Genomic DNA, 24,459 nt, shown 5'->3' on the forward strand with positions numbered 1-24,459 from the left:
CGCACGACCTAGCCGTCGATCACGAAATGCGAATGACAATGAAACGCAAGAATAGTGCCACAAGCTGGGGTTTACCTACTCAAGACGACGGGCAGGCATGCGACAGCATCATGCCCGACCCAATTTGCCCAAATTGCAGTCGCGGGGCGTGAGATCTCCGGGCAGTTCGCGGGTGAGTCCGGTCGCCACCATTTTTCTCGCCCGGATGGGCCGTGCCGGTCAGCCCGCCACGCCATGGTAACCGCGATACCATTCGACAAATCGCCGCAGGCCTTCAGCCAACGGCGTCGAAGGCGAGAACCCGACATCGCGTTGCAGCGCCGAGATGTCGGCACAGGTCTCGAGCACGTCCCCCGCCTGCATCGGAAGGAGATCCCGAACCGCCGGCTTTCCAATGATCTCCTCGAGCGTCGAGACAAAATCGAGCAAATTCACCGGCCGGTTGTTGCCAATGTTGTAGACGCGATACGGAGCCGCACTTGTGGCAGATTCAGGCCGCTCCGCATCCCAGGCCGGATTCGGCGCAGCCGGACGATCCAGGGTGCGGATCACACCCTCCGCGATATCGTCGACATAGGTGAAGTCGCGCCGCATGTTGCCGTGGTTGAAAATCTTGATCGGCTTGCCTTCGAAAATCGCGCGCGTGAAGAGATAGGCCGCCATATCGGGCCTTCCCCACGGGCCATACACGGTAAAGAACCGCAGGCCGGTGACCGGAAGCCGGTGCACATGGGCATAGGTGTGCGCCATCAGCTCGTTGGCTTTTTTACTTGCGGCGTAGAGGCTGACCGGATGATCGACCGATTGCTCCGTCGAGTACGGAAGCGTGCGGTTGGCGCCGTAAACGGAACTCGACGAAGCAAAAACCAGGTGCTTCACGTTGTGGCGGCGGCTGCTCTCCAGCACGGTGACGAACCCGTCGCAATTCGCCCGGATGCAGGCGATCGGATCGTCGATCGATGCGCGAACGCCCGGCTGCGCGGCAAGATGCACGATGCGATCGGGTCTGACCGCATCGAAAGCAAGTTTCGTCGCGTTGGAATCCGCAAGATCCGTTTCATGAAATGTGAAGCCCGTGTGCTGCTTCAGGTAATTGAGCCGGGCGCGCTTCAGCGCCGGATCGTAGTAGGGTGTGAGCGCGTCGATGCCGACAACCTGCTCACCGCGCGCGAGCAGCCGTTCGCACACCTGCATGCCGATAAATCCGGCGGCCCCAGTGACAATCACAGGTCCTAAAGTCGACACGGTCATCCTCATGCGGTGGCACCGCAATGCCAGACTGCAGCGCGCTCAATCCCTGAAAGACGTATGCAGGGCATCCGTCAGCGGCGACACGATATATTCCAGCGCCGTGCGCTCGCCGGTCGCGACCACGACGTCGGCCTGCATGCCCGCGATCAGCTTGTCGCGGTAGCGTGCATCGAGCTTGGCATCGGAGAGATCGATGAGGCCGAGAAAGTAGGGCTGCTTGGTAACGTCGTCCACCAGCCTGTCATGCGAAATCGATGCCAGCTTTCCGGTCATCATTTGAATGCCGCGCGCGCGGAGTCCCGGGAAACGAATTTCGGCAGTCTGCCCCACGCTGAGGTGTTCGATCGAATTGACCGGAAGCTGGGCGTGGACGACGAGCTTTTGGTTACTGGGAACGATTTCCATCAGCGACTCGCCGGCACGAACGACCTGCCCGACCGTGAACACCTTCAGATTCTGTACGGTGCCTGCCCGCGGCGCGCGAATATCGAGGCGGGTGAACAAGTCCCGCGCCACGATCAGCTTTTCCTTCGCGGTGTTGATCTTCTGGCGCGTTTCCAGCAGCTGGGCCGAGACTTCCTCCTGGAATTTCTGCTCCAGCTGCATCACCTGCAGGCGAGCTTCGCTGATTCCGTTGGTCGCTTTCGCCGTATCCGCGATGGCCCGGCCGACGATGCCTTCGAGGCGCGTGCGCTCCCTTTCCATGGCAAGCACGCGCGTGATCGGGATCAACCCCCGCTCCTTCAGCGAACGAAGGCCGGTCAACTCCTCGTCGAGGAAACCGATCTGCTTCTCGGTCGACGACTTCTCGACGCCGATGCCTTCCATTTCCCACCCGAGCTGCTGAATCTTGGATTCGATCAGCGTGATCTGGGTCGCACGTGAGCGCTTGCGCTCTTCAAATTGCAGCGTCTGGTCCTGGACGATCCTGGCCAGGACCGGTGAAGCGGCCTGCCGCTCCAGCAGTTCCGGAGGAAAGGTGATGCGATCGCGGCGATCGATTTCGGCAACCAGCGACGCTTCGAGCGCGAGTGCGCCGTCGAGTTGACTGCGCACCGTCTCGAGCCCCGAGCTCGCCTGCAGCGGCGACAGATTGACCAGCAATTGACCCTCAACGACGGACTGGCCTTCTCTGACCGAAATCTCGCTCACCATACCGCCTTCGAGGTGCTGCACCACCTTGCGGCTGTCCTCGAGCATGACGACGCCCTGCGCAACGACGCCGCGGTCGAGCGGTGCGACAGCTGCCCATCCCCCCATGACGCCGAAGGTGAAAATGATCAGCGTGTATCCGGCGATCGCCGTTTTGCTTTGCGCATGCGCGAATGGCAGCGAATTGGGGACGCGCCGGGGAATACCGGCCTTGAAGCGCGCAGGAATTGAAAACCATGCAGGAATTGAGAAGGGAAGCTTGAACATGATGACCGTCCTCAGCCTGCCGCAGCCCGAACGGGCGCTGGAGGAGCGATCAAATGCTTGAGCACGTCGTGGCGGGGACCAAACACCTGCGCCATGCCGCCCTCCAGCACGAGAATCTTGTCGGCGACGGTCAGTACGCTGATCTTGTGGGTAATCAGAATGATTGTGGTGCCGAACGAGCGAAATCGGCTGATCGCCTGGACCAGCGCTTCCTCGCCGCCCTGGTCAAGACTTGCATTGGGTTCATCGAGCACGACCAGGGCCGGACGATCAAAAAACGCCCGCGCCAGCCCGATGCGTTGGCGCTGACCGCCCGATAGCGTGGCGCCCCCCTCGCCGACCGCGGTGTTGTAGCCGTCCGGCAGGAGCTGAATCATCTCGTGACATCCGCAAAGCCGGGCGGTCTCGATCACCGCGTCGCTGTCGACCTCTTGAAAGCGCGCGATGTTCTGCGCGACGGTTCCGGAGAACAGCTCGATATCCTGCGGCAGATAACCGATGTAGCGACCGCGTTCGCGCGGATTCCAGTGCGAAAAATCGAAGCCGTCGAGACGCACATTGCCTGACGACGGTCGCCACACGCCCGTAATCACCCGAGCCAGGCTGGATTTTCCGGCGGCGCTCGGGCCGACAATGCCCACGACTTCGCCCGGTCGTGCTTCGAACGAGATATTTCGCAAGGTGCTGCGAGACTGTTCCGGCGGCCCTGCGGTGACCGCCTCGAGCGTCAGATGGCCGACCGGCCGCGGCAGCGTCACCCGCTTCGGCTCCTCGCCGGCGACGGCGAACAATTTGACAAGTCTGCTCCAGCTGTTGCGCGCGTTGGTCAGTCCCTTCCAGTTTCCGACGACGCCTTCGACCGGAGCAAGGGCCCGCCCGACAAAGATCGAGGCGGCGATGATCATGCCCGCAGAAATCTGATTGTGGATCGCAAGATAGGCGCCAAGGCCCAGTACCATCGCTTGCAGGAACATGCGGACGAACTTGGACGCGGCCGCCATCAACCCCGACCGTGTGCCTGCGATTGCCTGAAGATTGAGCACATGGGTGTGTTGCGCAATCCAGGTCTCGCGCAGGACATCGAGCATGCCCATGGCGTGAATGACTTCGGCGTTGCGCAAGGCAGATACGGCCTTCTGGTTGGCCGCGATCGACGACTTGGACGCCTGGCTCATCGGGCCCGTGGTGGCGAGCTCACTGGCAAGCGTCAACAGGAAGATAAGGGCCGAACCAACCAGCGCGATAGCCCCGAACCAGGGGTGAAGAAAGAAGCAGGTCACGATGAAGATCGGCATCCACAGCAAGTCGCATAGCGCAATCAGCGCGGGACCGGCGATGAACTCGCGAACAGAATCGAGGTCCCGCAGCGTTTGCCCCTGGGCAAGACGGGGGAAATGCAGGCCGGCGGAGTGCGTTGCATCAAAGACCGAGCCGGCCAGCTTGCTGTCGACCGCGAGGCTGGCCTGAACCATCAGGCGCGAGCGCAGCATCTCAAGCAGCGCATTGATGATCAGGAGATAACCGACCAGCAGCGTGATGCCGAGCAGGGTGGTCTCGTTGCGGCTGCCGATCACCCGGTCATAGATCTGCAGCATATAAAGCGGGCTGGTGAATGCGAGCAGATTAATGAAGAAGCTGAAAACCACCGTCGTCATGACTGCCGGAACGCACGACCTCACGCCGTTGACGAGAACGGCGCTTGCCTTAATTGGACCAGACCCAGCCATTGCGAAAATCCCGCTCCACCATTCCGCGCTGATCCAACAAGGAAACATGCCCGCACACGTCCCATGCGCGCAGAATGTGTGCTTTTTGTTGCGCGGTGAGTTCCATCTCCACTCAATTAAATTAAATCCAGCCGACGGCGCGCGCTTGATCACATCAAACCAAATTCGTTCCTAAACAATTAGCACGCTGCAAGATTCATGAAGCCGACATGCTCGTTTGGTTTGCATTTGATTGACCTCTCTTGCCAGCACGGCATGTGCTGATTTAACGGAGGCAGCATGCGTGCGGAACGGTTCCCACGGATGGTTCGCCATGCCAGACTTCGCCATGCCAGACTTGGCACAACTCGAACTCACTCCCTCGTGCCCACTAACAAGGCAACAGCCAACGCTGGGTGCGTGAACGCTGAAGAAGATCGTCTTTGAAAATTTGCATCAACGGTAGATTCCTGTCGCAATCGCTCACGGGCGTTCAGCGCTATGCCGCCGAAATGGTTAAGGCCATGGATCGCCTGCTGGCGTCCAGGGAAGCCGCGCAGCCCCTGCTCGCGGCGGAATGGCAGCTCCTCACCCCGCCCAACGCGAAGGCCGAGCTCGACCTCGCCGTCATCAGGACCAGACAGGTGGGCCGGCGGACCGGGCATGCCTGGGATCAGATCGACCTTGCGCGGGCGTCGGCGGGCGGGCGGCTGATCAGCCTCGCCAACTCCGGGCCGGTTCTGCACCGTAACCACCTCGTCGTCCTTCATGACGCACAGGTGTTTCGGCGGCCGGATTTCTTCAGCCGGAGCTACCTGATGCTGCACCGGACGCTGGGCCATCTGCTGGCCCGAACCGCGACAATTGCCACGGTTTCCGAGTTCTCGCGGCGCGAACTCGCCGCCGCCCTGCGGCTGGCACCGCCGGCCATTCCGGTGTTTTCCAACAGCGCGGAGCATTTTGCGGCAACGGTGCCGGATATTGGGGTGATCGACCGGTTGGGCCTCGTTCCCAACAGGTACTTTCTCTTCGTCGGGTCGATGACGAAGAACAAGAACGTTTCGCTGGCCATCCAGGCGTCGGAGCGGCTGGGCCGCGCGGATATTCCGCTCGTCGTGGTCGGCGGCGACAACAGCAAGGTGTTTTCGGACGGCCCCACCGCCGCAAAGGCCGGGGTTGTGATGGCGGGCCGGCTCAGCGACGAAGAGATCGCGGCGCTCTTTTCGCGTGCAAATGCATTTATTTTCCCCAGCCTTTATGAAGGCTTCGGTGTTCCTCCGCTGGAGGCAATGTTCTTCGCCTGTCCGGTGATAGCGAGTACGGCAGAGGCGGTACGCGAAACCTGCGGCGACGCCGCCGCCTATTTCGACCCGCTCAACGTGGACGAGCTGCATCGACGCATGCTCGAAAGAATTGCAGCCGGAGGCATCTCCGGCCCCGAGCGGCAGAAACAGGAAGCGCGCCTGGCGGCCTATTCGTGGGCTAAATCCGCTGCCGCCATGTTGCGTTTTCTCGAAAAACCCCCAGTTTAAAATTTAAATAAACGTATTAAACCTGAACAAAGGCAGGAGCCCACCACATCGCGGCCCAATTATTGCTGCGTATGGGGATCAGCCTTGTCGTATCAGGGTGAAGAAAATGAAGGATTAAGGGTGCCCAGCAGTCAGGTTAGAACCATGAGAGTTCTGCATGTCGCCGAAACGATCCGAGGCGGCATCGCGACTTATCTCAACGAGCTGCACCCCCACCAGCGGACCAGCCTCGGCGCCGGCAACGTGCACTACGTTATTCCATCCGGTCATCGGGCCGATTTGGTTGGGATCGAAGACGCGGAAATCACGGAATTCGGCCGTTCGGACCGGGGTATTTCCGGCCTGTTCCGGATGCTGGTCGCGACCCTGCGCGCAGTTCACCGCCAGCAACCGGATGTCGTTCACCTGCACTCCTCGTTTGCCGGATTGGTTCTCCGCCCGTTCCTGTTGCTGAGGCGCAAGCGGCCGCGGGTCGTCTACTGTCCGCACGGCTGGGCTTTCTCTCGCGAGACGGGCCGGCTGAGCCATCAGGTCACCAAAATCACGGAAGCTATCCTCGCCAAGATCACGGACCGGATCATCTGCATTTCGAGGGATGAGTACAAAGAGGGGGTTCAGGCCGGAATTGAAGCCGATCGCCTGGTTCTCGTGCACAACGGTATTTCGAAGCACCGTCCGCTGCTCGATACTGTCTCGGCGATATGGCCTTCGGAAAAGACCAAGGTTCTGTTCATCGGCCGCCTCGACCGCCAGAAGGGGTACGATCTGCTGACCGAAGCCGCCCGCGCGCTCGAGGACCAGGTGGACGTCCGGATCGTCGGGGCTTCGGTGATCGGCAAATACAAGGATGAGGGGCGTGCGCTTCCCTCCAACGTCTCGTTGCTGGGCTGGCAGGATCGACACCAGATCGAGGCCCAGCTCGAAAAGGCCGATCTCGTCGTCATCCCCTCGCGCTGGGAGGCCTTCGGCCTCGTCGCACTCGAGGCGATGCGGGCGGCCAAACCGATCATTGCCTTTCGCATCGGCGCGCTGCCGGAAATCATCGAAGATGGCGCGACGGGTGTACTTTGTGAGCCGGCTTCAGCCGCCCAACTCGTTGAAGGGTTTCGGCGCGCGCTGAAGCTCGATCTGCCTGCGGTCGGTCTACGAGGCTACGAGCGCTTCAGACAGCTTTATGACATCGAGAAGACGCATCGCGTGCTCAGCCAGGTCTATGTCGACCTCGGACGAGGCGATCACATCCGATCCCGGCAACAAGCCGAACTGCAATCGGATTTGCCGAACAATTTCTGATCGCCGCCGCTGCCTTGCTGCGCCGACTTAATTTTTCAAAGATATTAGTTTTCAAAGGCATTAATTTCAAAAGGCCTGGACGCCTCGTCGAACGGCTGGCGGCCGGGCCCCGTTAAATCACCTGCCCAGCCACAGAAAATCGACTCCGCGCGGCTTCTGATCGTTGCTGGCGGCGGACTCGTCCCCGCGCTCGCGCCTGTCGGAGAACGACCACCGTATCAGGACAGCGACGAGCAACGCGCAGGTCAAAAATCCCGCGGTGAACGCCAACAATGCCACCGGTAGGGCATCCATTTCGCTTGCCTCCCTTTTCTCGTTTGAAGCGAGTATAGCTAGGGAGCCCGGATTAGTAAGTAGTTACGTCAATCCAAGAGACTCGTGCTTAACGGCTGAAATCCCTAACAAATATTGGACAACCGGCTATCGCTGCGCCGCGCGAAATATTGCTGCGCTGCGGCATCGATTTGCGGGGAGTTCCCCATGCCAACTCATGTATAAGTGGCGGACGCGCTGAGGAGGCTTCCATTTGGAAACGCTGCTGTACGTTTTGGCAGGCTGGTTCGTGTTTAATATCCTTTTCGCCCTAGCAATGTACTTCCGACCGATCCGGCCAAATCCTGCCTCAGCCGATAACCCGGCCAAATCTCACGCTGCGGATCCATCCGATGCCGCGAGCGGGCGTCCATTGCAGTTTAAATCGCGCGGTGGACGTGGCCATTCCATCGTGACCCGGGTTTTGTTCTTTGGCCACTGGCTAAGCGACCGCGTTCGCTCGTCAATAGCCGCGAAGCAAGAACCCACCTAGCCGTTCAAATCCCGCGTGCGCCCGCCGTAGCCGATCCGGGCCGGGCCGGCTGTCCTGGGCGGCCGGTACCGCCCCCGGGGCGGGCTGCTCGGCAAGCGCGCCGAACGGCGTTCCGCGCCCGGTCTTTCCGCTGCCTCAAGCCCGACGTCCCAGGGATCGTTCAGCTGATCGCTCAGTTGATCCCTCGGCTAGTCGCTCGACCTTGCTGTCGACCTTGATCCACCCGCGACCGCACTCATCCGCCGCCGCGTATGCGCGCCGTCGCCCTGATATTAAATAGCAGCGAATAATACGACATTTAATTTCCCGCCGGGCATGAAGGCGAGATAGTGACGAGAAAATGGCGCATTTACCGACAATACACGCCATGCTCAAACTTTAGCCAGGTTTTGCTCAGAACCCTCTCAGTGCAAGTTGCAAGAAGGTCACATGGACGAGGCTTTACCTCGGAAGGCGGTCGCTCGGGAGTGACTTCGGATCCGGATGGTTGCTACGGTTAAACCGGACGAAGAGTTTTAAATTGGACCAAGCGTATCACGAGGGTGCTGCAGTGATTGATAGAAGAGCAAAAGCAAAAGGGCTGATTTGTTCTTCTGCTCTTTTCGCGGCACTGGCGTTCGGCCTTGGCGGTTGCGCGGGCTTTATTCCGACGGATGCGCCGGATGGATCAGCGACGCATTCGAACGCTGCGATCGTTACGCAGCCATCGGCACCGCTTCCCTACATACTGATGCCGATCAATCCGGTGGTGCTGCAGGCCACCAATTCCTTTACCGACGGGGCGGGATTGGTATTTTCCCGGTTGCCTGGCGGGAACTATCGCGACGTGACCATTGGTGTCGGCGATATCGTTACCGTCACCGTTTACGAGGCCCAGGCCGGCGGTCTGTTCATTCCGCGCGAAGCGGGCGTGAGGCCGGGAAATTTCGTCGACATTCCGCGCCAGCAGGTCGACCAGTCGGGCAATATCAACATTCCGTATGCCGGTTCGATCAAGGTATCCGGCCTGACCCCGCGCGCCGTGTCCAATATCATTCGCGAACGTCTCAAGGACCGCGCGATCGACCCGCAGGCCATCGTCAGCGTTGCGGAGCAGCGTGGCAACCAGGTCAGCGTGCTTGGCGAGGTCAACACGCCCCTGCGCTTCCCGGTCGATCCCGGCGGTATTCGACTGATGGGCGCCATCGCACGTGCAGGCGGTCCCAAATATCCCTCTTACGAATCCACCATCACGATCAAACGAAGCGGTCGTACCTACAACGAGTCGATGTCGAGCGTGGTCCGACATCCCGGCGAAGACGTACTGCTCGCTCCCGGCGACGTCGTCTTCCTGACGCGAATTCCGAGGGTGTTCATGGTCTTCGGCTCGACACCGTCGCCCGGCTCGATCGGCGGCACCAACAACCGCCGTTTCACCTTCGAAAACGACAGCATGACGTTGGCTGAAGCACTGGCGAAAGCCGGCGGTCTGGACGGCATCCGCGCCGATGCCAAATCGATCTTCGTCTATCGCTTCGAACCAAAGCCGCTGCTGGAGAAGATCGGACTGGAAGTATCTCAGTTCCCGACCCAGTTGGCGCCCGCCATCTACAAGTTCGACATGAGCAAGCCCGACGGCTGGTTCCACGCGGACTCATTCCGGATGCGCGATCACGACGTGATTTCGGTAGCGGAGTCGCCGTCGACCGAGTTCATCAAGCTGATGAATCCGCTGAACGCGGCAACCGTGAACGCGGCAAATATCAGCGCCACCATTGCGAACACGAGATGAACCAGGGAGCATCGCCCAACTCGAACCGCAACGAGCGAGGATAGACGCGTTCAGGCAATCGATTGCTCGCAATCGGCCATGGACGAGATCCTTTGTCTTGATCAAGAGCCGGAACACATCGGGCGCCAGGACCCGCACGCTGTTCCGACATGCCCTGCAACTGAAAAGGCATGGCAGCCGATCGCGAGACTACCTATCTCTGCGGATCAAACACCGAAGCCAAATGCCGGAACGGCATGCAGCATCGGAACCCTGCTGCCGGTCGATGCAGATGGCCCGACTTCCCTCGCCTTCAATTTCCCTTGGCGAATGGAACTCTCGCACCGGTAAGCTTCCAACCTGAGGCGATCCTTGAGAATACTCATCGTCAATACGCTTTATCCTCCGGAGATCATCGGGGGCGCTGAAGTTTCGGTGTCGCTGCTCGCGCAAGCCCTTTCCCGCAACCACCATCAGGTTTCCGTCGTCAGCCTGCATGACGCGCAGAATACCGCGGTCAGCGACGTAAAGGGTGTCCGCGTCTACAGACTTCAGATCGACAATGATTACTGGCCATTCGGCCAGGATCGAAAGCCATCGCGACTACAACGCCTGAAATGGCACTTGCGTGACACCTGGAACCGGAAGGCCGCCAAACGGTTCGCGGAAATCCTGGATATGGAAAAGCCGGATGTCGTCCACACCAACAACCTCACGGGATTTTCAGTGGCGCTCTGGTCGGAAGCCAGGCGCCGCAACATCAGGATCGTGCATACGTTGCGCGACTATTCGCTGCTCTGCAAAAGGTCGACGCTTTTCAAGAATGGCGTTACCTGCGAGCGCCGATGCACGTCATGCGCCGCCATGACGGCTTCGTCCCGGCTCGCCTCGCGCCTGGTCGATGCCGTTACCTCCAACAGCCAGTACGTGCTCGATCGGCATCAGCGTCTCGGATACTTCTCCGAAATTCCGGATCGCGTGATCTTCAACATTGCCGACACCAGCGCGCTTGCCCCTGCGGCGGCCCCCTCCGATGAGGATGACCTGACATTTGGATTCATCGGACGGATTGAAGCCGAAAAAGGCATCGATGTCGTGCTCAAGGCCACAGAACTGCTGCCCGACACCGGTTGGCAGCTCAAGATTGCCGGCAGAGGGCTCGAGTCCGATGTCCGGGAATTCAAAGCCCGTCACCCGGGCGACCGGGTGAAATGGCTGGGCTTTGCCAAATCTCAGGATTTTTACGCCGGTATCGACGTCTGCCTGATCAGCTCGGTCTGGCCGGAGCCGCTGCCGCGCACCCTGATCGAGGGAATTAGCGCCGGCCGCGCCACAATTTGTTCCACTGCGGGTGGGATACCGGAGATATCGGGGTTTTCCAACCTTATCGGTATGTACCAACCAAGCGATCACCGCGAGCTGGCCGGACTAATGTTGAAGGGGATCGACGAGGCCGCTCGATGGAAAAAAAGCCTGCCTCCGCGACCAGACTTTGCGGAGAAGTTCACGCCTGAGACCATTACACGCGAATATTTGGAGATGTATTCGGCCGACAGCTAGGGGGACAGTTCTGTACCAATGAGAACAATTGCAACCAATCGCTATACGATCTCCACCGGGACGGCTCATTTTTGATGAGGGTCCTTGTTACAACATCCCTCTATCCGACGCCGCTGGCCCCAAAGGTCATCGGCGGCGCGGAAATATTCGTACGCAAACTGGTCGAGGGCTTCGTCGCCAGCGGGGACAGTGTGGAAGTGATCCGCGCCGCGTCAGCCCCCAACCAGAAAACTGAATCATGCGACGATGTCGATATCTATTCCGAGCCGGTCAGTAACATCTATCTGCCGTTCACCGAACAACACAGCGCACCAATGCGGGGACTCTGGCACGCGGTGGAGGATTGGCGACGATCGACAAAATTGGTCGCCGACCGGATCAAGGCGTTCAGGCCTGACGTGCTGCATTCCAATAATCTGTCGGGCCTGACGACGGCGGTCTGGAAAGCTGCATCCGACCACGGCGTCCCCATCGTCCACACCTTGCACGATTATTACCTGACGTGCCCGCGATGTTCGCGCTTCTCCCACGGCAGCACCTGCACGCACACCTGCTTCAGCTGCAAGATACTAACCGTAAGCCGCCGCACCGCGACCAGGCAGCTCAGCGCGATCGTTGGCGTGAGCCAGCGCATTCTGGATATTCACACGGAGTTGGGTCTCTTCGCAGACACCCCGCTTCGCAAGGTCATCAGACACGCTTCGGCACTCCCCCCGGTCGCGCCCGAGCCCAGACGCCCGGCCGACCTCCTGACGCTGGGTTTCATCGGGCGCCTCACGGAGGAGAAAGGCATTTACAATCTGGTCAAGGCTGTCGGCACGTTGCCGCCAAACTCCGTCAAGCTGGTGATCGCAGGCTCTGCCAGCGCCGAGATGAAGGAGCGGTTGCGTGCCTTGGCACCTGAAGCCCAGATCGAATTCCTGGGATTTGTCGCCCCCGAAACGTTCTATCGTCAAATCGACGTCGTGGTGATTCCGCCGATCTGGGAGGAGCCCGGCCCCATCGTGGTCGCTGATGCCCAGGCCGCCGGCAAGCCCTTCCTCGGCACCCGCTTCGGAGGCATACCGGAGGCCGTCGCAAGGGGCGCGGTCGGATGGCTTACGGCGCCCGATCCCGACTCGCTGGCCGAAAGCATCAGGAAGATGTTGTCGAACCCTGACGAAGTGACAACAATGACCCGGAAGTTTGCCGACAGGAACAGTCAACGTACATTCTCGGAAGTCGTCGCCGAATACCGCGCGATCTTCGAGCAGTTGCGCCGCCGCGAGGAATAGCCGTGTGGCGGGGAACGATGCGGCTTCGATTTCTCCAGTATCCTGCCGCCAGCTGAGCAGCCAACCCTCCCGTCGGCGCCCGTTAACAGGGATTTAATTTCCTGACGTCCTTCGGCAAGGAGACATTTAATACTGCACACCTTGTTGCGTGCAGTGCCACGCGTTTCGGCTGGCAGCACCGCTTGGTGGAAGGTAAGGTCGAACGAGTCGATCGTTCAGGACCTGCTTCGCAACAAGGCACCGGCGGCAATCGATCGACACCGATGAGGCGATAGTTGAAGATACTTCTCGTAAACAGCCTTTACCCTCCGGAAATCATGGGAGGCGCTGAAGTTTCCGTTTCTCTGCTGGCGGAAGCACTGGCCCTCAGGGGTCACCAGGTTTCCGTGATTTGCCTTCACAAGGCGGCGGAAACCTCGATCAGCGAGATCAGGGGTGTTCGCGTATACAGGTTGCAGATCGACAACGACTATTGGCCATTCGACCAGGATCGAAAGCCGTCGCGGCTGCGACGACTTAAATGGCATTTGCGTGACACCTGGAATCGCGAGGCGGCCAAACGCTTCGGCGCGGTTCTCGATGCTGAGGCGCCCGACGTTTTGCACACCAACAATCTCACGGGATTTTCGGTATCGTTGTGGTCGGAAGCCAAGCGCCGCAAGCTGCGGGTCGTCCACACGCTGCGCGACTATTCCCTGATCTGCAAAAGGTCGACCCTGTTCCGCAACGGACAGACATGTGCCCGCCGGTGCCCGGCCTGCGCGACCATGACCGCCCCTTCCCTGATTGCTTCGCGTATGGTCGATGCCGTCGTTTCGAACAGCCAATTTGTGCTGGATCAGCACCAGAAACTTGGCTATTTCGCCAACATCCCGGGCAAGGTCATCTTCAATATTGCCGACGTCAGCGAGGCGGCCCCGGTTTCGCCGCCCGCTACCGGCGATCTGGTGTTCGGCTTCATTGGGCGGATCGAAGCCGAAAAGGGTATCGAGGTCGTACTGAAGGCGGCCGAACTGCTGCCTGACGCAGGTTGGAGGCTGAAGATTGCCGGAAAGGGGCTCGAGCAGTACGTAGGCGGCCTGAAGGCCGGCCAGAAGAACGACCGCATCGAATGGCTTGGCTTTACGAAAGCGACGAATTTCTATGCCAGCATCGACGTCTGCCTCGTCAGCTCGGTCTGGCCGGAACCGCTGCCGCGGACGCTGATCGAAAGCATTAATGCCGGCCGCGCAACCATTTGCTCGACGGCAGGAGGGATTCCGGAGATTTCGGGATTTTCAAATATGGTGGGCTCCTACGAGCCGAACAATTTTCGTCAGTTGGCCGAACTCATGCTGAAGGCGGTCAACGACACAACGAGATGGAAAATGACGCAGCCGCTACAATCGGACTTTGCAGATAAATTTTCGCCGGAGTCGGTCACGCGGCAATACATGGAGGTTTATTCGGCCGGCAATTCGAAAGCTCCCTGACAGGGAATAGTTTCAAGCATCCATTTTTTTATTGTTCTTGGGGACGAGACTCCTTCAATGAGAGTTCTTATTACGTCATCCATCTATCCAACGCCGCAGGCTCCAAAGGTCGTGGGCGGCGCGGAAATATTCGTGCGCCGGCTTGCCGAAAGCCTGGTGGACAAGGGTGACAGCGTGGAAGTGATCCGCGCCGCGTCCGCTCCCAACCAAACGATGGAAACGTGCAACGGCATCGAGGTTTACTCGGCGCCGGTAAAGAATGTGTATTTCCCGTTCAGCAAACCTCATAGCGCGCCGATCCGGGCAATCTGGCATGCGGTGGAAGACCGGCAGCAGAACTCGCAACTGGTTGCCGCACGGATACGGGCCTTCAAGCCCGATATCCTGCACTCCAACAATCTCTCGGGATTGACGACGGGGGTATGGAAAACTGCTTCGGACCTGCGCGTTCCGGTTCTTCATACCCTTCACGACTATTACCTGACCTGCCCGCGGTGCTCTCGCTTTTCGAACGGAAGCGCGTGCGCTCACACCTGCGTCAGTTGCAAGATTTTGACGGTCAACCGACGCACCACGGCAAGGCATCTCGACGCAGTCGTGGGCGTGAGCCAACGTATCCTTGATATCCATACCCAGTTCGGCCTGTTTGCCGATACGCCACTGCGCACCGTCATTCGCAATGCTTCGACTGCCGACGTCGGTGACAAGGCCACGGAAAGTCCCGACGGAGTGGTTACCTTTGGATTTATCGGAAGATTGACGCAGGAGAAGGGCATCTACAACCTCGTCCAGGCGGTTGCGGCAATTCCATCTCACCTGATGCGGCTTGTCGTCGCCGGCCATGCAACGGAAAGCCAGCGCGCGCATATCAAATCGCTGGCGCCCAACGCCCGAATTGATTTCCTGGGTTTTGTCGCACCCAGGGAATTCTATGAACAGGTCGATGTCGTGGTGGTTCCGTCAATTTGGGAAGACCCAAGCCCGCTGGTGGTGGCCGACGCGCAGGCGGCCGGAAAACCGCTGCTCGGGACCCGCTTCGGCGGAATACAGGAAGTGATCGAACAGGATGTTACGGGGTGGCTGACGGCGCCTGACCCCGGGTCTCTGACCAAGAGCCTGTTGCAGATCATTGAATCCCCCCGCCAGATTTCCGATATCAGCCAACGGTTAAGAGCCGGACTCAACAAATGGACCTTCGTCGACGTCGTTGCCAAATATCGCGATGCGTTCGAGCACGTCAGGCAATCCCGGGGAATGGCCGGATCATGATGGTCCCGGCCATAGAAGCTGGGAGCTACGCCCCGGCCCGATACCCGGGCCGGCCGCCAACGCGCACCGGTCTGAAATGATTCGCCTCCTCGCGTTCGGCGGCTATGTCTTCCAGAGTGCGGCCGCCATCGCGCTCATTTTCGCCATCAGCCATCTCCTGCCGCCCGCCAGCTATACTTCGTTCTCGCTCGCTTTGGCGTCAAGCCAGCTGCTGTGCGTGTTCATGTTCGAATGGCTGCAACTTGCCGGCGTTCGTTTTCTCGCGGCGGCGGAGAGCGAAGACGCCGCGAGATTGCGATCCTCGTTGTTCGCCGCGGGATTGTTGAGCACCGTGGTGCTGGTTTCAGTCGGTAGTGCCGCCTCACTGATCGGCACTCTCGCACCCCGCGTCGTCGCGCTTGGGCTGGCAATCGCGGTTCTGCAGGGACTCACCGACATGTATTTCATGGCGATCCGCGTATCGGATCGGCTTGGTACCGCGGCCTCCCTCCTGATCCTGCGAGCCAGCCTCCTGCTTGTCGGTGCCGTTGCCGGCGCGAGCATCTATGGTACGGCCGAAGCCACTCTCCTTGGCATCGTCGCCGGCCATGCGACATCCCTGGTCGCCGGCCTGTTCGCGCATCGCACGCCGCTGCGATGGGTACCCTATCGTATCATGTTGACGGACTGGATGGATTTCTGCCGCTACGGAATGCTGGCCGCCGGAGCATCGGTGATCCATCTCTCCGTTCCGGTGATGATCCGCTTCATCGTTGTCAGCAGTTTGGGAGCAGCAGCCCCCACAGCAACCGCCGCCTTTCTGATGGCGATCGATTTGCTGCAGCGGCCATTCTCGGTTCTCGTGGCCGCGATACACACGGTGAGTTATCCTGACGTGGTCATCCAGTTCGAGCGTGGCACCGACGAGCAGGCGCGGCGGGCGACATCCCGGTTGCTCGACTTCATTCTCTGCGCGACAACAGTCATGTTAGGCGGCCTGATCGGCTTTCTGCCGGATGCGAGCCGTCTTTTCGTACCGGCCGATCTCCTGACGAGTTTCCTGGCGGTGGCGCCGGCAGCCTCCGTGTTTTACTTTCTTCATACCCATCTCCAGGCCACGCTTGCGGTGATCCCGCACTTAAGAAAGTCCGCAACCAGGCTCGTGGTGGTCGCTGCCTGCCAACTGGCGCTGGTGTCGGTTGTTTCATCGATTGCAGCCCTGCTGGGCCTGTCCACGGCCGCTCAGGTCGCGAGCGCCGCTGTTGCAACGGCAATCGTCATATTGTGCGGCAGTGGTCCGATCATTCGTTTCGGAGTGGTCCCGAGATGGCTCCTGCTAGGCGCATCGCTTGTTGCAGCCATCCTGATTGGAGCTTTCGCGGCAGCTCCCTCCGAACCCATGCTCTGGCTGGCCGGCAAAATTGTCATCGCAACCATGGCCGTCGCGCTTGTCGCCTGGCAGGGCGAGTTTCTGTCGGCCAGACGGGCGGACCAGGGCGCCCGGACAGAGATTGATCCACCACGTTAGAGCGCGATCTTCCCGGCCTCTCCCGAATGGTTACGACTGCGCCGGAGCCAATCCGTAGATCTGCAGTGTTTGATCGACCATCGGACCGACACCGAAATACTGCTGGGCTCGTGCGATACAATTTCGTGCCATCGCCTGCCGCCGGGCGGGATCAGCCAGGTTTTCGATCGCCTGGGCCAGGGCATCCACGTCTTCGAACGGAACGACAAAACCCGTCTGTCCGTTGATGATCTGATCCGAGGCGCCGCCGGCCGGCGTCCGGACCGGGACCAGCCCTGTCGCCATCGCTTCGGCAACGCCCAATGGAAACCCTTCAAACCGGCTGGGAAGCACAAACACGTCGGCGGCCCATAGCGCCTCGCGAACGTCGCCCATGAAACCCAGAAACTTGAACGTCTGGTTATCCTTTTCATCGCCCGCATAGGCGAACGATTTGATCTCCTTTTCGCGGTCGGCGCCGCCGCTCCCCACAAAGAAGCACTTCAAATCGAGCGAAGGGGGATCGCCGCGGTCGCGCAGCTTTCGCGCCGCCTTGATGAGCAGGTCGTGTCCCTTGACCCATGCGAGACGGGCCGCGAGCAGACACATGAAGTCGCCTTCTGCCAGACCGAATCTTTTCCGCGCTTGCTGCCGGTCAGCTGCCGAAGGCGGACAAAAATGATCGGTGTCAACGCCGCCATAGACTTTTGCAATTCCATCCTTCCGAAGCAAAAGATATCGGCTCAGGTGCTCGCGCGACTCTTCGGACATCAAGATCAGCTTGTGGGGAAAGAAGGCGTTGAAGAACAGTATCTGCTTCAGGCTGAACTTTGACTTCGGCGCGTTCTGGGCATTTTCGATATTGCCCAGAACGGACGGGTGATAGGTCGCAACGCACCGGGCTCCCGTCAGGAGAGACAACAACCTGCCCCACAACAGCATGCCGAGGCCGTGGACGTTGATGACCGTAATCTTGCGTTCCCGGATCAGCTTCAGCAGCCGAAAGAATATCGCTGGCGACGGCAGTTTTCCCAGCCCTGGAATCTCATGCCACTCCCTGACGGCCGCAGTCAGTTTCTTGCGCTTGTATTCGGACTTCTCGTCCGATCGCACTTCGCCGGAAACCAGATAGATCTGCACGCCACGACCTTGCAGCCCGGTCGCAAGCGTCTCGCAATACGAAGCAATGCCGTCGTTGCAATTCACCACTTCAACCAGAAACAGGACATTGGCGCTGCCGGAAGCGACCTCGGTCATGGATTTATCTCTCTACTCGATCTCGTGAAACATAAGGCAGGGTTTAGCTTGGAAATCCGTCCCGATCGATGACGGATCTCCGTCGCACGCCCGGTTTTCTCCGATTTTCAGATTTTTCTCTGATTAGCAAGGTGCAAGATGCGGGCCGAACGCATCGCCGATTGGGACCCCAGGGGTCTGCGGCAGACGTCGGCCGGCTACCGCTCAAAGCCCTCGCTTTTCCAATTCGGCCGCCTCTTCAGGAGCGAGAGGAACGCCTGCAAACCGGGAAACAAGGTACATCGCGATCTTCGGCGTCTTGAGATCGTACATCAGGCCGAACCGGTTTTCAGGCGCAGCTTTGGCAGGTTCATCGAGCAGTTCATAGATGCTGATGCTCTCGACGACGACATCCTTTTGGTCTCTCAGCGCGGTGAGCGTGTCGTTCAGGCTCTTCAGGCAACGCTCCGTCATATGGTCGCCGGGCTTGTTGCCATAATCCGGTTTGTAGATCTCGCCGCAATTGATCTCATTGAATATGACAGGCCTCTGATAGGTGGCCAGTTTCTTGAACAGGTTGAAGCGCGGATTGCGGCCATTCCAGGCTCTGTTGGGATTCTCTCCCAGCACTTCGTAATAGTGGTAGGAAATCACATCAAACCCGACCCCGCGCGCGGCCATGAAGTCCAGGAAGCCGAACATCGTCGATGTCGTATTCAGGACCTTGCGCAAATGAAGTCCGTTTTCCTTGTTGATCTTGTCGATCGCATCTGAAGCCCCGCGCAAGACGGCCGCCCAATCTTCCATGATCGGCTTTTCAAACTCTTCCGCCGTGCCGCCGCTTCCAAACAATCTCTTGCCATCCGGACCGTGCGCGACGAGGTTCAACTCGTTCTCCAGTTCCCAGTCCTTGATATCGTGCTTGAACTGGTTGACGAAATCGTAGGTCCGGTTGAAGCCCTGGCGATACAGCGCGTCACGGTCGCCCTTCGGGTAGTTGCCCGCATCCGTGCGATCTCCCCACCGGAAGGCGAAGCCGAACACGGGGTGCAGCGTTATCCCGTGGGCCTTGCCCTGTGCGATCGCACGCCTCAACATCGGGGCTTCGGTCGGTTCGGTGTCCTTGGTGAGATTCACACCTATCCTGAATTGCGTCAGGCCCCGCTCTTTCATGACCTTAAAGGCGGGCCCTAAATTCGCTCTGATGGCGGATGGCCCGTTGGTGCCCCACTCCAGGGCGTCAGCGGGAAACGAATTGATCGCGGCCGCAACCAGGACAATGAGCGGAAGGCCCAATTTCCACACGAGGGTCGCCGCGGCCGTCCGCTCAATCCCAGTCGTCCTTACAACGCTCATCATAATCACCTTCTGTGACGCCTTGGCTTTTCGAAACAAAAGCAAGGACCATGCGAAATCCGATCCACGCATGCCGTTGCTGCAATTTGCCGCGGTAAGGCTTTTTGCTTTAGCGCGCCGCAAAAGTCGGGTCCAGCCCGGGAACCGAATACAAATGCGGCCGGCATTTGGCATTTAATAGCTGATTTAATCTCATCGTTTGGTCGTAACGCGCCCAAACTATGCCCATTCAGCGCCATCAGGGCATCGGGGCCAGCTTTCAATATCTGCCGGATGCAAGGCGTTACACCAACCTCCGATTAACCGTTCCAGATAAACCCGTATTATTTCGATCTGTACCGTTCCCGAAGTGCATGATTGCCTGCTTGGCAAGCAGCCGAGCATTCCAAGTAGGCAACGCAAGGCAGCCGCCGCCTTCAGTCCGTCATTATGAGAACAGACCAAGCTGCCACCATCGAAGCTTGCCGATTCTGGTTCCCATTCCAGACGTCGCGCAAACAAACCGCCGGGAAATCCTTAGCAATGAAAAATCCCCTTTTTGCTTCGACTTTTATCCAAATCAAATACTCAAAAAAGAAAACTGGCAGCTAAATCTCGCATAACTCTCCCTTCCAACAGCCGGGCAATAGATGACCACATCCGCTGACCAGACCGTCCTCTCCGCAAGTTCCTTCGTTGGTTCCATCGGCGTCAACACGCATGTGGGGTATTCCTGGGGCTCGTACGACAATCTCGCTTTGCTGCAGGACAGCCTCGAATATCTCGGTGTCACAAAACTGCGCGACGGGCTTACCAACATTCCGGCGGCGCAACCCCTTCTGAATGGCCTGGCTGCGGACGGTTACAAATTCGATCTCGTTGTTCCTTCCGGCGTACCCGCCGGCGGCAGCGCCGCGCTGCAGCAGTACCTGGCCTCGGTGGAACAGTTCGGCGCCGATCATCCGGGAAGCATCATTGCGTTGGAGGGCCTGAACGAGGCCAACCTTCAGGCGTTCAGCTACAACGGCAGTTCCTCGATCGAAGCCGCGGCCCAGTTCCAGGCAGCCTATTTTGCCGCCGTGAACGGCAATACCGCCCTGGCCAACATCGCCGTCTACAATCTCTCGCTGGGTTACAATGACGTCGCCGACTACGCCAAGCTGGGCGACCTGTCGGGCGCTTCCGACTATGCGAATTCGCACGCCTATGTCAGCACGAGCACGACGCCTCAGGCTACTCTGGAGTTGATGCTGGCCAACGCCAAATCCGTATCATCAGGCAACCCGGCCGTCATCACCGAGACCGGCTATACGACCCAGAGCGATACACCCTACATCGGCGCCAGCGAAAACGTGCAGGCCAAGTCGATCCTCAACACCCTGGTCGATGCTTTCAAGGGCGGAGTTGGTACGACATATCTCTACCAGCTGCTTGATGCCGGTGCGAGCGGCGCCAGCAACGATCCGGAGATGCACTTCGGCTTGTTCAACAGCGATGGAACGCCGAAGCTGGCCGCCACCGCGGTCCACAATCTCACGACCATCCTGAGCGACGACGGCACCGGTGGCAATCAACCGACGGCGCAGCTGGGCTACTCACTCAGCAACATGCCCGATACGGGCAACAGCATGGTCCTCGGCAAGAGCAACGGCGCCTACGAACTCGTGATCTGGGCCGAGCCGAAGATCTGGAACGACGCCACCGACACCGAAATCTCCAACCCTTCTCAACCTGTCACCGTCAATCTCGGAGGCGTGCACCATTCGGTCAGCGTCTACGATCCGTTGAGCGGCACAACCCCGATCGCGACCTATACCGACGTCAGCCAGATAACTGTCCCGCTCAGCGACCATCCTCTGATCATCGAGATCGACGCGCCGCTGTCCCCTGCGCCCGAGCCGCTGCCGACCGATGTCAGCGGGACGGCCGCGGAAATTGCGCTGCAATTGTCGTCATTGAACACCAACGAATCGCTCCAGACGATTACCTTGACCGATACCCACGTGCTTCCGGTCGCCTCCGAATCGACGATGAACTATATGATCTCGCATTACGGCAATGCGCTATCAGCCATCCAGGGCGGCTATTCGTTTTCGGTTACGACATCCACCAGCGCCTGGAGCGTAACCAAGGTCTTCGATTCCTCCGCAAACCTGCAGTCCACCACCACGTCCAACTTCACCGGCGGGTTCATTACCAGCAAATCGACGGTATTTGCGGACGGATCAACCGACAGCACCCTCTATACCGCGGGCGTGGCCACGCAGCAGGTGACCGTCGAAGCGGCGACCGGTTCCAGGGAAACGAAGACGTTCGATCCGGTCAACGGCAAGCTCACCGCCGACCTGGTGCAGAACACGGATGGTTCATCCTCGAACACGCTGTATTCGGCCGGCGTCAAGACCAAGATGTACGTCACCAACGCCGACCACAGCCATGACAACACCTACTACAACATCACCGGCCAGACCTATACCACCCAGACCCAGCACTACAGCCCGACCGGACAATTGACCTCGGATAGCCGCTGGCACGCCGACGGCTCGCTTGCCTACACCCAGGTCATCACGGGCGACGGCAGCAGCAAACTGACGACGCTGTATGACGCCACCGGCCACAAGACCACGGTCATTGCCTGGACTTCCGCCGCGACCACGACCGGCAAGTACGACTTGTCCGGCAATCTGGTGCAGGAGGTCGTACGCACGGTCACCGGCGATGTGACGACCTCCAACTACAACGGCTCTGTGCTGTCTTCGGTCTATATCGCCAGTTCCAACGGCACGAAGGAAGCGAAGATCTACGACAGCGCCGGTCGCCTCACCAGCGATCTGATCCAGAAAACCGATGGCTCGTCCTCGAACACGCTGTATTCGGCCAACGTCAAGACCAAGATGTACGTCACCAACGCCGACGGCAGCCAGGACAACACCTATTACAACATCACCGGCCAGTCCTATACGACCCAGAAACAGCACTACGATTCAAAGGGCGTATTGACCGCGGATACCCGCTGGCACGCCGACGGAACGCTTGCCTACACCAAGGTGATCAGCAGCGACGGCAGCAGCAAGGTGACGACGCTGTATGACGCGGCCGGCCACAAGGCCACCGTGACGAGCTGGAATTCGACCGCCACCACGACCAGCAAATACGATTCATCCGGTAATCTGGTCCAGGAGGTGGTGCAGACCGCGACCGGCAACGTCACGACCTCCAACTATAACGGGTCGGTGCTGTCGTCGGTCTATATCGCCAATGCCAACGGCTCGAAGGAAGCGAAGCTTTACGACAGCGCGGGTCGCCTCGCCAGCGATCTGGTGCAGAACAACGATGGCTCCTCCTCGAACACGCTGTTTTCGGCCGGCGTCAAGACCAAGATGTATGTCAGCAACGCCGACGGCAGCGACGACAACACCTACTACAATATCACCGGCCAGAGCTATACTACCCGGACCCAGCACTACGATTCGAAGGGCGTCATGACCGCGGAAACCCGTTGGCATGCCGATGGCTCGCTCGACTACCACCAGGACGTCAGCAGCGACGCCAGCAGCAAGGTGACAGCGCTGTATGATGCGACCGGTCACAAGACCACCGTGATCCGCTGGAATTCGACCGCCACCACGACCGAGAAGTACGATACGTCGGGCAACCTGATCCAGGAAGTCGTGAAGACCGCGGCCGGCAACGTAACGACCTCAAACTACAACGGGTCGGTGCTGTCCTCGGTCTATATCGTCAATGCCAACGGCTCGACGGAAGCGAAGATCTACGATAGCGCCGGCCGACTCGCCAGCGACCTGGTCCAGAACAACGATGGCTCGTCTTCGAACACGCTGTTCTCCGCGGGCATCAAGACCAAGATGTATGTCACCAACGCCGACGGCAGCAACGACAATACCTACTACAACGTCACCGGCCAGGCCTATACGACCCGGGCCCAGCACTACGATGCCGCCGGCAAAATGACGGCGGACACCCGCTGGCACGCTGACGGCACGCTCGAATATCGCCAGGTCATCAGCGGCGATGGCACCAAGGTGACGGACCTCTACGACAGCACCGGGCACAAGCTCACCGAGATCACACATCATACGGATGGGTCCACCGTGACGGACAGCTATAATGCCTCATCAGGTGCGCTGGTTCAGGACGTCGTCAAGACGGCCGGGGGTGACGTCACCACGACAAATTATTCCGGCGGCGTCATCGCCTCGATCTACGTCGCCAACGCGGACGGATTCAAGGAAAGCAAGCTGTTCGACTCGGCCGGAAACCTGGCCAGCGACTACGTTCAGAACACGGATGGCTCGTCCTCGAACACGCTGTACTCGTCCGGCGTCAAGATGAAGATGTATGTCAGCAACGCCGACGGCAGCGATGACAACTATTACTACAACATCACCGGCCAGACCTACACGACCCAGATCCAGCATATCGACGCCGCGGGCAAGATCACCTCTGACACCCGCCTGCACGCCGACGGTTCGCTGGATTACAAGCAGGTCATCAACTCCGACGGCAGCAAGGTAACCGATCTGTACGACAGCACCGGATCCAAAACCCAGGAGATCGTCAACAACGCCGACGGTACCAAGGACGTCTACAAATACGCCGTCAGCGGCAACCCGGGCGCGACCCAGCACGAAAGCTACACCGCGGGCGGCACTCTCCTGCAGATCGACCTTCTCAACAGCAACGGCACCCACACCGTCACGGCAGTCAGCACCGGTCAGTCGATACAGGGCGGAAACGGAAACGACCTGTTTTCAGCCGCCCCGGGATCGACGACAATCGTCTTCGACCATGGCAATGACCAGATCAACAGCTTCCAGGCCGGCGCCGCCGCCAACCATGACACGATCAAGATCGCAGCATCGCTGGTGGCCGACTACAGCCACCTTCAGATTACGCAATCAGGAGCCGACGCGCTGATCCACCTGTCAGCCACGGATTCGATCACGCTGAAGAATGTTTACGCGACCAACCTCGATCACAGCAACTTCCTGTTCGTCTGAGGGGCGATGCGCTCTCACGTGAGCGCATCGGCTTTCTCAAGGCAGGGATC

The 24,459-nt window shown here is 59.4% G+C and carries 15 protein-coding genes; 10 read left to right on the forward strand and 5 right to left on the reverse strand.

All coding sequences use genetic code 11. The annotated features are described in order from the left end of the window. Positions 1-219 precede the first annotated feature (219 nt). The 3 genes from JQ567_RS28485 to JQ567_RS28495 are packed head-to-tail and all read right to left on the reverse strand — an operon-like array spanning position 220 to position 4,325. Positions 220-1,251, reverse strand: a complete 1,032-nt coding sequence (locus tag JQ567_RS28485) for an NAD-dependent epimerase (protein WP_212441937.1) — start codon at positions 1,249-1,251, stop codon at positions 220-222. A gap of 39 nt (positions 1,252-1,290) precedes the next feature. Further along, positions 1,291-2,670 carry an HlyD family type I secretion periplasmic adaptor subunit gene (locus JQ567_RS28490; protein ID WP_212441897.1) on the reverse strand — a complete coding sequence of 460 codons (1,380 nt, stop codon included), beginning with the start codon at positions 2,668-2,670 and terminating at the stop codon, positions 1,291-1,293. An 11-nt stretch (positions 2,671-2,681) separates the two neighbouring features. Continuing rightward, complete coding sequence (locus tag JQ567_RS28495) at positions 2,682-4,325, reverse strand: type I secretion system permease/ATPase (RefSeq protein ID WP_212441898.1); 1,644 nt, start codon at positions 4,323-4,325, stop codon at positions 2,682-2,684. On the opposite strand from JQ567_RS28495, the gene JQ567_RS28500 reads away from it, so the two are divergent. The 9 genes from JQ567_RS28500 (at position 4,297) to JQ567_RS28540 (ending at position 16,838) form a co-directional block, all read left to right on the forward strand. After that, on the forward strand, positions 4,297-4,572 hold the full coding sequence (locus JQ567_RS28500) for a hypothetical protein (protein ID WP_212441899.1): 276 nt from the start codon (positions 4,297-4,299) through the stop codon (positions 4,570-4,572). The genes JQ567_RS28495 and JQ567_RS28500 overlap by 29 nt on opposite strands. 247 nt (positions 4,573-4,819) lie before the next feature. Continuing rightward, positions 4,820-5,908 (forward strand): glycosyltransferase family 1 protein, encoded by a 1,089-nt coding sequence (locus JQ567_RS28505; protein WP_212441900.1) that lies wholly within the window; start codon positions 4,820-4,822, stop codon positions 5,906-5,908. A gap of 144 nt (positions 5,909-6,052) precedes the next feature. Continuing rightward, positions 6,053-7,201: a glycosyltransferase family 4 protein gene (locus JQ567_RS28510; protein ID WP_212441901.1), complete on the forward strand. Its 1,149-nt coding sequence runs from the start codon at positions 6,053-6,055 to the stop codon at positions 7,199-7,201. Between the two features lie 1,355 nt (positions 7,202-8,556). Further along, positions 8,557-9,777 carry a polysaccharide biosynthesis/export family protein gene (locus tag JQ567_RS28515; protein ID WP_212441902.1) on the forward strand — a complete coding sequence of 407 codons (1,221 nt, stop codon included), beginning with the start codon at positions 8,557-8,559 and terminating at the stop codon, positions 9,775-9,777. Between the two features lie 351 nt (positions 9,778-10,128). Then, the gene (locus JQ567_RS28520; protein ID WP_212441903.1) at positions 10,129-11,316 is read left to right on the forward strand and encodes a glycosyltransferase family 4 protein; all 1,188 of its coding nucleotides are present in this window, start codon (positions 10,129-10,131) and stop codon (positions 11,314-11,316) included. 74 nt (positions 11,317-11,390) lie between these two features. Next, positions 11,391-12,590 carry a glycosyltransferase family 4 protein gene (locus JQ567_RS28525; RefSeq protein ID WP_212441904.1) on the forward strand — a complete coding sequence of 400 codons (1,200 nt, stop codon included), beginning with the start codon at positions 11,391-11,393 and terminating at the stop codon, positions 12,588-12,590. A gap of 317 nt (positions 12,591-12,907) precedes the next feature. Continuing rightward, entirely contained in the window at positions 12,908-14,062 is a 1,155-nt protein-coding gene (locus tag JQ567_RS28530) for a glycosyltransferase family 4 protein (RefSeq protein WP_249165785.1), read from the forward strand. A gap of 57 nt (positions 14,063-14,119) precedes the next feature. After that, positions 14,120-15,331, forward strand: coding sequence for a glycosyltransferase family 4 protein (locus JQ567_RS28535; protein WP_212441906.1), 1,212 nt, complete (start codon positions 14,120-14,122; stop codon positions 15,329-15,331). Between the two features lie 76 nt (positions 15,332-15,407). Further along, positions 15,408-16,838, forward strand: coding sequence for a hypothetical protein (locus JQ567_RS28540; protein ID WP_212441907.1), 1,431 nt, complete (start codon positions 15,408-15,410; stop codon positions 16,836-16,838). Positions 16,839-16,868: 30 nt separating this feature from the next. On the opposite strand, the gene JQ567_RS28545 is transcribed toward JQ567_RS28540, so the two are convergent. Next, on the reverse strand, positions 16,869-18,074 hold the full coding sequence (locus tag JQ567_RS28545) for a glycosyltransferase family 4 protein (RefSeq protein WP_212441908.1): 1,206 nt from the start codon (positions 18,072-18,074) through the stop codon (positions 16,869-16,871). A gap of 204 nt (positions 18,075-18,278) precedes the next feature. Continuing rightward, positions 18,279-19,583, reverse strand: coding sequence for a glycosyl hydrolase 53 family protein (locus JQ567_RS28550; RefSeq protein WP_249165786.1), 1,305 nt, complete (start codon positions 19,581-19,583; stop codon positions 18,279-18,281). Between the two features lie 455 nt (positions 19,584-20,038). On the opposite strand from JQ567_RS28550, the gene JQ567_RS28555 reads away from it, so the two are divergent. Continuing rightward, complete coding sequence (locus JQ567_RS28555) at positions 20,039-24,409, forward strand: RHS repeat protein (protein ID WP_212441909.1); 4,371 nt, start codon at positions 20,039-20,041, stop codon at positions 24,407-24,409. The last annotated feature ends 50 nt before the right edge of the window (positions 24,410-24,459 follow it).

This window comes from Bradyrhizobium sp. AUGA SZCCT0431, assembly GCF_018131065.1.
Lineage (GTDB): Bacteria > Pseudomonadota > Alphaproteobacteria > Rhizobiales > Xanthobacteraceae > Bradyrhizobium.

Bases quoted from the DNA above. Each gene is read 5' to 3' on its own strand.
- JQ567_RS28510 (WP_212441901.1), top strand. From the start codon at position 6,053: ATGAGAGTTCTGCATGTCGCCGAAACGATCCGAGGCGGCATCGCGACT.
- JQ567_RS28500 (WP_212441899.1), top strand. From the start codon at position 4,297: ATGAAGAAGCTGAAAACCACCGTCGTCATGACTGCCGGAACGCACGAC.
- JQ567_RS28495 (WP_212441898.1), bottom strand. From the start codon at position 4,325: ATGACGACGGTGGTTTTCAGCTTCTTCATTAATCTGCTCGCATTCACC.
- JQ567_RS28530 (WP_249165785.1), top strand. From the start codon at position 12,908: ATGGGAGGCGCTGAAGTTTCCGTTTCTCTGCTGGCGGAAGCACTGGCC.
- JQ567_RS28540 (WP_212441907.1), top strand. From the start codon at position 15,408: ATGATTCGCCTCCTCGCGTTCGGCGGCTATGTCTTCCAGAGTGCGGCC.
- JQ567_RS28535 (WP_212441906.1), top strand. From the start codon at position 14,120: ATGAGAGTTCTTATTACGTCATCCATCTATCCAACGCCGCAGGCTCCA.
- JQ567_RS28545 (WP_212441908.1), bottom strand. From the start codon at position 18,074: ATGACCGAGGTCGCTTCCGGCAGCGCCAATGTCCTGTTTCTGGTTGAA.
- JQ567_RS28490 (WP_212441897.1), bottom strand. From the start codon at position 2,670: ATGTTCAAGCTTCCCTTCTCAATTCCTGCATGGTTTTCAATTCCTGCG.
- JQ567_RS28525 (WP_212441904.1), top strand. From the start codon at position 11,391: ATGAGGGTCCTTGTTACAACATCCCTCTATCCGACGCCGCTGGCCCCA.
- JQ567_RS28550 (WP_249165786.1), bottom strand. From the start codon at position 19,583: ATGCCAAATGCCGGCCGCATTTGTATTCGGTTCCCGGGCTGGACCCGA.
- JQ567_RS28485 (WP_212441937.1), bottom strand. From the start codon at position 1,251: ATGACCGTGTCGACTTTAGGACCTGTGATTGTCACTGGGGCCGCCGGA.
- JQ567_RS28555 (WP_212441909.1), top strand. From the start codon at position 20,039: ATGACCACATCCGCTGACCAGACCGTCCTCTCCGCAAGTTCCTTCGTT.